This is a genomic window from Arthrobacter sp. TJ-254 (genome assembly GCF_058269175.1).
In genome coordinates, this window is the sequence record NZ_JBZCNF010000001.1 from 325,873 (window position 1) to 338,253 (window position 12,381).

Annotated in this window: 10 protein-coding genes; 9 read left to right on the forward strand and 1 reads right to left on the reverse strand. The window is 68.4% G+C overall.

Annotated elements, in window-relative coordinates:
* From lysA to AC4D14_RS01555, 9 genes are all read left to right on the forward strand, one after another.
* Positions 1-1,506 (forward strand): diaminopimelate decarboxylase, encoded by a 1,506-nt coding sequence (gene lysA / locus AC4D14_RS01515; RefSeq protein WP_490899821.1) that lies wholly within the window; start codon positions 1-3, stop codon positions 1,504-1,506.
* Positions 1,503-2,834 (forward strand): homoserine dehydrogenase, encoded by a 1,332-nt coding sequence (locus tag AC4D14_RS01520; protein ID WP_490899822.1) that lies wholly within the window; start codon positions 1,503-1,505, stop codon positions 2,832-2,834. Before lysA ends, AC4D14_RS01520 begins: the two co-directional genes overlap by 4 nt.
* On the forward strand, positions 2,835-3,962 hold the full coding sequence (gene thrC / locus AC4D14_RS01525; RefSeq protein ID WP_490899823.1) for a threonine synthase: 1,128 nt from the start codon (positions 2,835-2,837) through the stop codon (positions 3,960-3,962).
* Entirely contained in the window at positions 3,940-4,929 is a 990-nt protein-coding gene (thrB, locus tag AC4D14_RS01530; RefSeq protein ID WP_490899824.1) for a homoserine kinase, read from the forward strand. The genes thrC and thrB overlap by 23 nt, the downstream gene beginning before the upstream one ends.
* Positions 4,930-5,223: 294 nt before the next feature.
* Positions 5,224-7,302: a transcription termination factor Rho gene (gene rho, locus AC4D14_RS01535; protein WP_490899825.1), complete on the forward strand. Its 2,079-nt coding sequence runs from the start codon at positions 5,224-5,226 to the stop codon at positions 7,300-7,302.
* A gap of 189 nt (positions 7,303-7,491) precedes the next feature.
* Entirely contained in the window at positions 7,492-8,571 is a 1,080-nt protein-coding gene (gene prfA, locus AC4D14_RS01540) for a peptide chain release factor 1 (RefSeq protein ID WP_490899826.1), read from the forward strand.
* Between the two features lie 3 nt (positions 8,572-8,574).
* Positions 8,575-9,474 (forward strand): peptide chain release factor N(5)-glutamine methyltransferase, encoded by a 900-nt coding sequence (prmC, locus tag AC4D14_RS01545; RefSeq protein WP_490899827.1) that lies wholly within the window; start codon positions 8,575-8,577, stop codon positions 9,472-9,474.
* A 1-nt stretch (position 9,475) separates the two neighbouring features.
* Positions 9,476-10,384 carry a glycosyltransferase gene (locus tag AC4D14_RS01550; protein ID WP_490899828.1) on the forward strand — a complete coding sequence of 303 codons (909 nt, stop codon included), beginning with the start codon at positions 9,476-9,478 and terminating at the stop codon, positions 10,382-10,384.
* A 130-nt stretch (positions 10,385-10,514) separates the two neighbouring features.
* Positions 10,515-11,261 carry an L-threonylcarbamoyladenylate synthase gene (locus AC4D14_RS01555; protein ID WP_490899829.1) on the forward strand — a complete coding sequence of 249 codons (747 nt, stop codon included), beginning with the start codon at positions 10,515-10,517 and terminating at the stop codon, positions 11,259-11,261.
* Positions 11,262-11,398: 137 nt separating this feature from the next.
* Here AC4D14_RS01555 and AC4D14_RS01560 read toward each other — a convergent pair whose 3' ends face one another.
* On the reverse strand, positions 11,399-12,379 hold the full coding sequence (locus AC4D14_RS01560) for a glycosyltransferase (RefSeq protein ID WP_490899830.1): 981 nt from the start codon (positions 12,377-12,379) through the stop codon (positions 11,399-11,401).
* Positions 12,380-12,381 lie beyond the last annotated feature (2 nt).

The following is a 12,381-nucleotide window of genomic DNA, read 5'->3' on the forward strand; positions in this document are numbered from 1 at the left end:
ATGGCGCAGGCATCCCCGCTCGCCCCCGGCTGGCTGACCGTCCCCCGGGATTCGCACACCCTGGAGCGCAAGCTCTGGGCAACGGATGTGCAGCGGGCCGAAGGAGGCGTCCTTGAAATCGACGGCGTTCCCGTGGACCAGCTTGCCCGCGAGTTCGGAACGCCCCTGTTCGTCGTCTCGGAGGCAGACTTCCGCTCCCGCGCCCGGGCTTTCCGCGACGCCTTCAACGACGCCTTTAAGGACCTGTGCGGCGGAGTCGACGTCTTCTACGCCGGCAAGTCGTTCCTCTGCACGGAGGTGGCGCACTGGGTGGCAGAGGAGGGGCTGGGTCTCGACACCTGCTCCGGCGGCGAGCTTGCCGTCGCGATGCGTGCCGGGATCCCGGGACACCGCCTCGGCCTTCACGGCAACAACAAGTCGGCGGCTGAAATCAACCGCGCGCTCGACCTCGACCTCGGGAGGATCGTCGTTGACAGCCTCGAGGAGATCGAGGTTGTGGGCTCACTCGCCGCAGCGCGCGGACGGCAGGCGAACGTCCTGCTGCGGCTGACCCCCGGCGTCCACGCCTCAACCCACGAATTCATCGCAACGGCGCACGAGGACCAGAAGTTCGGGCTCTCCCTCGCGGCCGACGCCGCAACAGCCGACGTCTCCGGTGCCTCTCCGGCGGCACAGGCCGTCGCAGCGGCGCTCGCCGATCCGGGAATCAACCTCCTCGGCGTCCACTGCCATATCGGGTCGCAGATCTTCGAATCCGAGGGCTTCGAGCTCGCGGCGCGCCGCCTCCTCGGCTTCCTCGCCGGAGTGAGGGACCGCCACGGCATCGAGCTCCCCGAACTGGACCTCGGCGGCGGATACGGCATCGCCTACACGGAGGCCGACGAGCCGCGGCCGGCCGCCGAGATCGCCCGGGCCATGGCCGGGGTGGTCGGCTCCACCTGCGCCGAACTGTCACTCGCCGTGCCGCGCATCTCCATCGAACCCGGGAGGGCCATCAGCGGCCCCAGCACGTTCACGCTCTACACCGCCGGGGTCACCAAGACCGTTCACGTCGACGCGGCCGCCGGGCAGCCGGACAACCCGCCGGCAACCTCACCGCGCCGCTACATCTCCGTTGACGGCGGAATGAGCGACAACGCCCGCCCGGTGCTCTACGACGCCGACTACTCGGCCGTCCTTGCCTCCCGGGCGTCGGAGGCGGACCCCGTCCTCTCCCGCGTTGTGGGCAAGCACTGCGAGAGCGGCGACATCGTTGTCCGCGACGTCTACCTTCCGGCCGATGCCGGTGCGGGAGACCTCCTCGCGGTTCCGGGAACCGGCGCCTACTGCTGGTCCCTGTCGAGCAACTACAACTACCTTGCGCGGCCGCCGGTCGTGGCGGTCGCCGACGGAAAGGCGCGCCTGATCATCCGCGGCGAGACCGAGGACGACCTGCTGGCCCGCGACATTCCCCGGGCCGCCCCGCACAGCCCCCTCGAAACAACAGGAGCCGAGCGAACCGCATGAAAAACAATGGATCGCCTTCGGGCAAGACCCTGCGCGTTGCCCTCCTCGGCTCCGGGAACGTCGGATCCCAGGTGGCGCGCATCCTCCTCGACGACGCCGAAGCTCTCGGCGCCCGCGCCGGGGCCCCGCTTGAACTCACCGGCATCGCCGTCCGCTCCCTCGAAACAGAGCGCGCCGGAAACCTGCCGCGCGAACTGTTCACCACCGACGCCGCAGCGCTCGTCGAGGACGCCGATATCGTCATCGAACTCATGGGCGGCATCGAACCGGCCCGGACGCTGATCCTCCGCGCGATCGAGCACGGAGCAACAGTGGTCAGCGGCAACAAGGCCCTCTTCGCCCAGGACGGGCCGGCGCTCTACGAAAAGGCCGACGCCGCCGGAGTGGAGCTCTCCTATGAGGCGGCGGTGGCCGGCGCGATCCCCATCCTGCGGCCCATCCGCGACAGCCTGTCGGGCGACCGCATTACCCGGGTGCTCGGGATCGTCAACGGCACGACGAACTACATCCTCGACCAGATGCACTCGACCGGGGCGCAGTTCGCCGACGCCCTGCGCCAGGCGCAGGACCTCGGCTACGCCGAAGCCGACCCGACCGCCGACGTCGAAGGCCACGACGCCGCCGCGAAGGCCGCGATCCTCGCCTCGCTGTCCTTCCACACGCGGTTCGGGCTCGAGAACGTCAGCTGCGAGGGCATCACGGGCGTAAGCGCAGAGGACATCGCTGCGGCCAAGGAGGACGGCTACGTCATCAAGCTGCTCGCCATCGCCGAACTGCTGCGCGATGCGGCCGGCGAGGACGGCGTCAACGTGAGGGTCCACCCGACGCTCCTGCCGGCCGACCACCCCCTTGCCGCCGTCCACGGAGCCTTCAACGCCGTCTTCATCGAGGCCGAGAACGCGGGCGAACTCATGTTTTACGGCCAGGGTGCCGGAGGAACGCCGACGGCGTCGGCCGTGCTCGGCGACGTCATCAGCGCCGCACGCCGCATGGTGCTCGGCGGCCCCGGCCGCACCGAGACGACAACCGGACACGTTCCTGCGCTGGCGATCGATTCGGTGACCACCAGCTACTGCATCGGACTCGACGTGCTGGACCAGCCCGGAGTGCTCGCGAAGATCGCGACGATCTTCGCCGACAATGGCGTCTCGATCGAGACGATGCGCCAGCGGATCCACTCGGCCGGCCCGGGCATTGAGGGAACCGCGGAACTGCGCATCGTCACCCACCGGGGCACCGAGGCTTCGCTTGCGGCAACCGTCAAGCAGGTTGCCGCCCTGCCCATCATCAACGCCGTTACATCAGTTCTTCGAGTAGAGGGAATCTAAGTGGCCCACCAGTGGCGCGGAGTCATCCGCGAGTACGCCGACCGACTGCCCGTCACCGACTCCACGGAGGTCATCACCCTCGGCGAGGGGGGAACCCCGCTGGTGCGCGCACGGGCGCTCTCGGAGCTGACCGGCTCCGAGGTGTACCTGAAGGTCGAGGGGATGAACCCGACCGGCTCCTTCAAGGACCGCGGGATGACCATGGCGATGACCGCCGCCGTCGCGGCAGGGGCCAAGGCCGTTGTGTGCGCCTCGACGGGCAACACTTCGGCCTCCGCCGCGGCGTATGCCACCCAGGCCGGAATCACCTGCGCGGTGCTGGTGCCGGATGGCAAGATCTCCCTCGGGAAGCTCAGCCAGGCCATCGCCCACGGCGCGCAGCTCCTCCAGGTCAACGGGAACTTCGACAACTGCCTCGATGTGGCCCGCAAGCTCGCCGAAGCCTACCCGGTGTTCCTCGTGAACTCGGTCAACCCCGCCCGCCTCGAAGGCCAAAAGACCGCTGCGTTCGAGGTCGTCGACTCCCTGGGCGACGCCCCCGACTACCACCTGCTTCCCGTCGGGAATGCCGGGAACATCAGCGCCTACTGGAAGGGCTACCGGGAATACGCGGCGCCCTACGCCACCGCCGACGGCGAACTGGCGCCCGTGGCGACGAAGACCCCGGTGATGTGGGGCTTCCAGGCCGAGGGCGCCTCACCGCTGGTCAAGGGCCACCCGATCAGCGAACCCGACACGCTGGCCACCGCCATCCGGATCGGCAACCCGGCCTCCTGGGATCTCGCCATCGCAGCCCGCGACGACTCCGGCGGGCTCATCGAAGCGGTCACCGACGATGAAATCCTTGCCGCCCACCGCTGGCTCTCCTCCCGGGAGGGCGTCTTCGTGGAGCCTGCCTCGGCCGCCGGGGTCGCCGGCCTGCTCAAGAAGCACGCCGAAGGCGCGGTGCCCGAAGGAAAGACGATCGTCATCACCGTCACCGGCCACGGCCTGAAGGACCCGCAGTGGGCGCTGCGCACGGCGGACGGGTCGGACGTTGAGCCAACGAAGGTGGACTTCGACGTCGTCAGCGTCGCGGCCGCGCTCGGGCTGGAAGGTGAGACGCATGCGGATCACGCCGCTTCCTGACAACGGCGTCGTCACCGCCTCGGCGCGGCGGATCGACGTCGGCCAGGATATCGAGGTGAGCGTGCCGGCAACGAGCGCGAACCTCGGTCCCGGGTTCGACAGCCTTGGTCTCGCCGTTGCGCTCTTCGACAAGGTGCGCGTGCGGACAGTGCCCAGCGGCACCACCACCGTTGCGCCGACGGGGGAGGGCTCGGCGGCCCTGCCGACCGATGCAGACCACCTCGTGGCACGCACCCTGCTCGATACGCTCCGGCACGCCGGCTGGTCGTCGCCGGGTCTCGAGGTCGAAACCGTCAACGCCATTCCGCACGGGCGCGGACTGGGTTCCTCCGCCGCTGCAATCGTCTCGGGCGCGCTTGCGGCGAACGCGCTGCTGCCCGAGGAGGGCCGGCTCGACGACGCCGCCCTGCTGCAGTGGTGCTCGGCCCTCGAGGGACATCCGGACAACGCCGCGCCCGCGCTGATGGGTTCGCTCGCCGTGTCCTGGGAGACCGACGGCACCTACTCGAGCGCCCGGCTCGAGGTGCACCCCGACGTCATTCCGATAGCGGCTGTTCCGGACACCGCCCTCTCAACGGAAAGCGCGCGCGCACTGCTGCCCGTGTCGGTGGCGCACGGGCTGGCCGCGGCGAACGCCGGGCGGGCGGCCCTGCTCGTCCACGCGCTCATGAACCGCCCCGACCTCCTCTTTCCCGCAACGCAGGACGCCCTCCACCAGGACCAGCGTGCCAGCGCCATGGCCCCGAGTGCCGCGCTCCTCAAGGCAATGCGCTCGAAGGGCTTCGCGTCGGTCATCTCCGGTGCAGGACCCACGGTGATGACGCTGGCGGCCGGCGAGGAGCAGGCGGCGGAAATAACAGCTGAACTCAAGGCGTTGACTGCGGAAGGCGACACGCCCGGCTCGTGGCGCATTCTTCGGCTCGATGTGGCACGCGAAGGTGCTAAAGTAAGAGTGCACCAAAGGTAGGAACCGTACTTACGGTTTTGAAGCGTGCTTCTGTTGAGCCGGCCGTCCTCTCTTTAGACCGCCGTGAAACTGCAGGTTTATCAGCAGTAGCACATTCTCCGGTGTAGCCTCCGAACTTATCGTTGCGACAGGATTTTTCCCGACGCGCGGATTTCCTCAGGCTTCCAGAACACCCGGCCGTTCCGCAGTGCTTGCGGTTCAGCCGAACCCCTCCTGTCCATCTACAGCGGCAGCAGGGCTAACCAACGCGGCACACTCGAACGGTGGCCGCCCGACGAGGGGGAAGGATCCTTCGTGACTGATACCACTGACCTGTTGCCAGGTGTGGATACAACAAGCGCTGAGACAGAAAGCGCACCAGCTTCAAAGAGCAGCGGCCTCGCTGGCTTGAAGCTCGCCCAGCTCCAGGCTCTTGCCGGCCAGCTTGGCATCACCGGTGGTTCGAGGATGCGCAAGAGCGACCTCGTTGCCGCCATCTCGGATCACCAGCGCGGATCGGCCGTTGCCGACCGCCAGAAGGCGCCGGCCGTCCGCACCGAGGACGACGTTCCCGCGTCAATTGCAGACTCCGCGGCAGAGCCGCAGGCCGCCGAGCAGTCAGGGCGCGCCCCCCGCACCCGCAACCGCAACCGCAGGGCGGGCAGCGACGGCGTTGTGAGCACCCTTTCCTCGACCGAGGCACCCACCGACGCCGCTCCCGCCGCCACCGAGGCACCCGCCGGCGAGACCGCAGCGGACCAGCCCGATTCCGCGGGCCGCGGAAACAACGAACGCGAGGCTTCCGGCAGGGGCCAGCGCAACCGGCGCGGACGCCGGAACGACGACCGCGCAGACGCCGGCGAGGTTGCCGCCGACGACGCTCCGGCCCAGGCCGAAGCACCCGCCGCAGCATCGGGCGAGGGCCGCGGCGACCGCAACGAGCGCCGCGACCGCAACCGCTCCCGCGCAGACCGCGATGACGACCGCAACGGCGACACCCGCAACGCGGATTCCCGGAACGGCGACACCCGCAACGGCGACACCCGGAACGGAGACTCGCGCAACGGCGACTCGCGCAACGGTGACGACGAGGGCCGCGGACGCAACCGCCGCAACCGCACCAACCGCGGCACCCGCGAGGACGAGCGCAGCAGCCGCTTCCGCGACCGCGCCGACCGCAATGACCGCCGCCGCGGACGCAACCAGAATCCCGACGTTGACGACGTCGAGGTCACCGAGGACGACGTCCTGCTGCCCGTTGCCGGCATCCTGGACGTCCTTGAGAACTACGCGTTCGTGCGCACCTCCGGCTACCTGCCCGGGCCCAACGACGTCTACGTTTCGCTCGCCCAGGTCAAGAAGTACAACCTTCGCAAGGGCGACGCCGTCGTCGGCGCGATCCGTGCCCCGCGCGATGGCGAAAACCAGAGCAGCACCCGCCAGAAGTTCAACGCCCTTGTCCGCGTCACTTCGGTGAACGCCCTCCCGGCGGATGACCTCAAGGACCGGGTGGAGTTCGCCAAGCTCGTGCCGCTGTACCCGTCCGAGCGGTTGCGCCTGGAGACCGAGCCCAAGAAGATCGGTCCGCGCGTGATCGACCTTGTTGCTCCCATCGGCAAGGGCCAGCGCGGGCTCATCGTTTCACCGCCCAAGGCGGGTAAGACGCTGATCCTGCAGGCGATCGCCAACGCGATCACCATCAACAACCCCGAGGTCCACCTCATGATGGTCCTCGTCGACGAACGTCCCGAAGAAGTCACCGACATGCAGCGGACGGTCAAGGGCGAAGTCATTGCCTCGACCTTCGACCGGCCGGCCGATGACCACACGACGGTTGCCGAACTTTCCATCGAGCGCGCCAAGCGGCTCGTGGAGATGGGCAAGGACGTCGTCGTCCTCCTCGATTCGATGACCCGCCTGGGCCGTGCCTACAACCTGGCCGCCCCGGCGTCGGGACGTATCCTCTCCGGCGGCGTGGACTCGGCGGCGCTGTACCCGCCGAAGCGCTTCTTCGGTGCCGCCCGCAACATCGAGAACGGCGGCTCGCTGACCATCCTCGCAACCGCGCTCGTTGAGACCGGTTCAAAGATGGACGAGGTGATCTTCGAGGAGTTCAAGGGCACCGGCAACATGGAGCTGCGCCTCTCGCGCAACCTCGCCGACAAGCGCATCTTCCCCGCAGTCGACGTCAACGCGTCGGGTACCCGCCGCGAGGAGAACCTCCTGTCGCCGGACGAGGTCAAGATCATGTGGAAGCTGCGCCGCGTCCTCTCCGGACTCGAGCAGCAGCAGGCGCTTGAGCTGCTCACCAACAAGATCCGGGAGACGCAGTCAAACGTCGAGTTCCTCATGCAGGTCCAAAAGACCACGCTGGGTTCAAAAGACTCGGATTAGCGTTTCAGCAGCCGCCCACGGGCGTGCGGGCCGCCTCGGGCGGTCCGCACATCCTGGGCGGCTGCCTCGTTAAGCGCCCCCGCGATCGAGGACGCAGTACTTACGGCTCCGCCGGGCGATTCCCTGCGATTTCTGCGTCCTCGATGATTCATTAGACTGGCTTGCAACAGCCGAAAGAGGTTTACACCAATGTTTGAGTCCATCCAGGGCCTGCTCGACGAGCATGCGGAACTTCAGCTTCAGCTGTCCGACCCCGCCGTCCACGCCGATCAGTCGCTGGCGCGCCGGCTCGGGCGCAGGTACGCGGAGCTCGGACGCATCGTCGATGCGCACAACCGGTGGAGCACCCTCAAGGACGACCTCGAGGCCGCGCAGGAGATGGCAGGGGAGGACCCGGAGCTCGCCGCCGAGGTTCCCGTCCTTGAGGAGCAGCTCGCTACGGCCCAGGAGAACCTCCGGCGCCTCCTGATTCCCCGGGACCCCAACGACAGCCGCGACGTCATTATCGAGGTCAAGGGCGGCGAAGGCGGCGACGAGGCGGCCCTGTTCGCCGGCGACCTGCTGCGCATGTACACCCGCTACGCCGAATCGCGCGGATGGAAGACCGAGCTCATCTCGGCAACGGAGTCGGACCTCGGCGGCTACAAGGATGTCCAGATGGCCATCAAGGGCACCTCAAACGACCCCGCGGAGGGCGTCTACGCGCGCCTGAAGTTCGAAGGCGGGGTGCACCGGGTCCAGCGCGTTCCGGTCACCGAGTCGCAGGGGCGCATCCACACCTCCGCCGCAGGGGTGCTCGTCCTGCCCGAGGTCGACGAGCCAGAGGAGGTCGAGATCAGCCAGAACGACCTGAAGATCGACGTCTACCGCTCCTCCGGTCCCGGTGGGCAGTCGGTCAACACCACCGACTCCGCCGTGCGCATCACCCACCTTCCCACCGGGATCGTCGTGGCCATGCAGAACGAGAAGTCCCAGCTCCAGAACCGCGAGGCGGCCATGCGCGTGCTTCGCTCGCGCATCCTTGCCCACGAGCAGGAGAAGATCGACGCCGCGAACTCCGACATCCGCAAGTCGCAGATCCGCACCATGGACCGCTCCGAGCGCATCCGCACCTACAACTACCCCGAGAACCGGATCGCGGACCACCGCACCGGGTACAAGGCCTACAACCTCGACGCCGTGATGAACGGCGACCTCGAGCCGGTGGTCCTGGCCGCCATCGAGATGGACGAGCAGGCCCGCCTCGACGCCATCGGCGCGGACGACTAAGCGTTGCCCGAACAACCGCTCGACGCAGCACTGGCCGCAGCCGCGCGCACCCTCGCCGAGGCGGGAGTGCCCAGCCCGCGGGTCGACGCCGAACTGCTCGCCGCGCATCTCCTGGGCGTAAGCACCGGCAGGATCCGCGCGCTGGCCATCCTCGGATCCGCCGCGCCGGAAGGATTCGAGGCCCTGGTGCGTGAGCGGGCCCGGCGCATCCCGCTCCAGCACCTCACTGGACGCGCCTATTTCCGCCATCTTGAGCTCGCCGTCGGGCCGGGAGTGTTCCTTCCGCGTCCCGAAACGGAATCGGTGGCGCAGCTTGTCATCGACCGGGGCTCGGCGCTGTCGTCCCCGAAGATCGTCGACCTCGGCACCGGTTCAGGCGCAATCGCGGCGGCGGTGGCGGACGAGGTTCCCGGCGCCAAGGTGTTCGCCGTTGAACTGAGCGAGCTTGCGGCGGCCTGGGCGGAGGTCAACCTCGCACCCCGGGGTGTCGAACTTGTCCGGGCGGACCTCACCGACGCACTCCCCGAGCACGACGGAACCTTCGACATCGTTGTCTCGAATCCTCCCTACATTCCCGCAGCGGCAATCCCCAACGAACCCGAGGTGGCGCTTCACGATCCTCCCGAGGCCCTGTACGGCGGGGGCGAGGACGGGATGGTGCTGCCGACCGCTGCCGCCCGCACGGCGGCCCGGCTGCTGAAGCCGGCAGGGTTCTTCGTGATGGAACACGCAGAGGTCCAGTCCGCCTGGATCGCCTCGATGCTCAAGCGCGCCGGTCTCTGGACGGACATCACCACGCACCGCGACCTCAACGGGCGCGAACGCGCCACCAGCGCGGTGTTCACGGGACGCGCCGTCGGAGCGGTCTCACCACCACCACAACGAATCGATGGGGAAGCCTAAGATGCACGCAAAAGTAGCAGTAGCGGCAGTCACCTTTGACCGCCACGAGGAACTGGGGCAGCTGCTCCGTGCCCTGGCGCAGCAAACCGCGCCGATTTCCGCCATCGCGCTCGTCGATTCGGGCACGCGCGCTGCGCAGGAGGTCGTTGCCGCGGCGGGGCAGAACGTCACCTACCTGCGCTCGGAGGCGAACCTCGGCGGAGCCGGCGGCTTCGCGTACTCCATCCTTGCGGCCCTGGCTACCGGCGCCGAGTGGATCTGGCTCATGGACGACGACGGGCACCCCGAGGACGAGACCTGCCTCGCCGAGCTGCTCCGGGCGGCGAACGAACACGGCCTCGACATCGTCAGCCCGCTCGTCGCGGCAACCTCCGATCCGAACCGGCTTTCGTTCAATTTCCGCATCAACGGCCTGCTGACCAACGACCGGGCACGCCTGGCGGAAATGAAGTACCTGCCCAACATGGTCCACTTCTTCAACGGGGCACTGATCCGCAGCGAGGTCTTCCACACCATTGGACTGCCCGACCTGAAGTTCTTCATCCGCGGCGACGAGGTCGATTTCCTTTCACGGGTCAAGAAGGCCGGCCTGAAATACGGGACCGTTGCGACGGTCGCGGTCCGCCACCCGGCCACCTGGACGGAAATGAAGCCGGTCTTCGGCGGCTTCATCACGCCCGTCGTGCCGGAGGGCGACTTCAAGCGTTACTGCTACTTCCGCAACCGGGGGTACCTCACCCGCAAATACCGGAACCTGCGCTGGTTCGCCGCCGACCTCGCAGGGTTCCCGTACTACTTCCTGCGCTCGGGCGACGCACGCGGTTTCACCCGGTGGCTTCGGGCCTACTCGGCAGGGTTCCGGGGCAAGGGGTTCGGCGCGCCCGAGCGCCTGATGTCGGAGATGCGCTGACAATCCGGCCGCGCAGGCTGTCCCGCCTGCGCAGAATGCCAGAAATGTGCACAATGGCAGAGATGTGCTGGCCGCCGCCGGCCTGCGGCCCCGGCCCTGCCTGAATGGAAAAGAGATAAAGGATGACGGCGTGAGCACCATGTACGACTGTTCCGATCCGGCCCAGCGGAGCGAGGGGCTCGCTGCGGCACAGCGTGCCATCGCCTCCAAGCAGTGCGTCGTGATTCCGACGGACACGGTCTACGGGATCGCCGCCGATGCCTTCTCGCCGCAGGCGGTTGCCTCGCTGCTCGCCGCTAAGGGCCGGGGCCGGAACATGCCGCCGCCGGTGCTGATTCCGCGCCTGTCGACGATGGATGGCCTGGCCGCCGACATCCGCCCCGAAGCCCGCGCCCTTGCCGAGGCGTTCTGGCCCGGGGGATTGACCCTCATCTGCCATGCCCAGCCCTCGCTCACCTGGGATCTTGGTGAAACCCTCGGAACCGTTGCGCTGCGCATGCCCGACGACCGGGTGGCCCTGGACCTGCTGACCCTGACCGGCCCGCTTGCCGTTTCCTCGGCGAACCGGACAGGCAGCCAGGCTGCCTCGACGGCGGCCGAAGCGCTGGCGCAGCTTGAAGGATCGGCTGTGGTGTATCTCGACGGCGGCCCGCGCTCCGGCGGGGGCCTCGGCTCGACCATTGTCGACGCAACGGGGGAGCTGCTCCGGGTGGTGCGGCAGGGAACACTGTCCCTGGAACGGCTGCGCGGGGTTGTTCCGTCGATCGTCGGCGCCGACGGTTCCGGCGGCGGAACCGCGCCGGCAGCACCTGGCACCCAAGGCGAGGCCGCGCCGGGCGCGGGTCCGACCGAAGCACGGCGGCTGGACCAGCCCTAGCCAGTCGGGACTAGCCGGCCGGAACCCATGCAGCCGGGACCCCATGCAGCCGGCACCCTGGGCCGCCGGTCCAGCTCCGATTTCCATCAGGCGCCGATTTCCACCAAGCGCCGATTCCGTACAGCGCGGCCTCCTTCTCAGGCAGGGGTCTTGACGAGCGGCGGCATCGGGCGCCACGCGGGGTCGGCCAGGATGCTCCGAGCCGCACGCCAGCCGCGCCAGAGTTCCGCGGTGCCGGACAGCGAGCGCTCGACGGCGACAAGCCGCAGCAGTTCCTTGCCGAACGTGAGCGCGGTGCCCAGGGCGAAGCCTGGCCGGGAGAGCCGGCCCCGGCTGCGCAGGTACTGTCCGATGTGCCCGCGGTTGCGCATGGCATAGAACCTGCTGAGGTTGCTCGAATCGTTGAGGTGGCGGATCCCCAGGCTGATCCGGCGCTGCACGCGGGTCTTCCGCAGCACGTATTCGTCGACGTAGACAACGGGGTGGTGCTGGGAGATGAGCCAGCCGTAGGTCGAGTCGTCTCCGTTGATGAAGAACCGCGGATCGGGAAGCCCCACCTCGCGCACCGCGCCTGAGGAAACGAGCATTCCCTCGAAGCAGCCGACGTTGGTGCGGAACACCGGGGAGTGCTCGAACACGTTGCCGCGCACCGGAAGGTAGATGCCCAGGAAGTCGATGAACCGGTGCTGCCAGAAGAACGGCCTGCCCTCGGCATCCCACCGGCGGCCGTGGATGCACGAGTAGCGCTCCATCCACGGGGCGAAGGACGCCAGCGCACCCGGGAGGGCCTCGACGTCGTCGTCCATCAGCCAGAGCCAGTCGGCGCCTTCTTCGAGCGCCCGCTCCACTCCGGCCGAAAACCCTCCCGCGCCGCCGGTGTTTTCGGCGAGCCGGTGGTGAAGCAGCGGATAGGGGAAGCGGGCAGCGGCTTCTGCGATGATCTCCGCCGTGCCGTCGGTGCTCGCGTTGTCGACAACGACGACGGCGGCGGGGACCGGGTCGAGCACCTCGACCGAATCGAGCAGCCGGCGGAGGTACTCCGAGCGGTTGAAGGTGGTGATGACGAGCATCACGCGCTGGTCCGACACGCCCGGGATCTTCCGGTTCTGCTGCTCCAAAC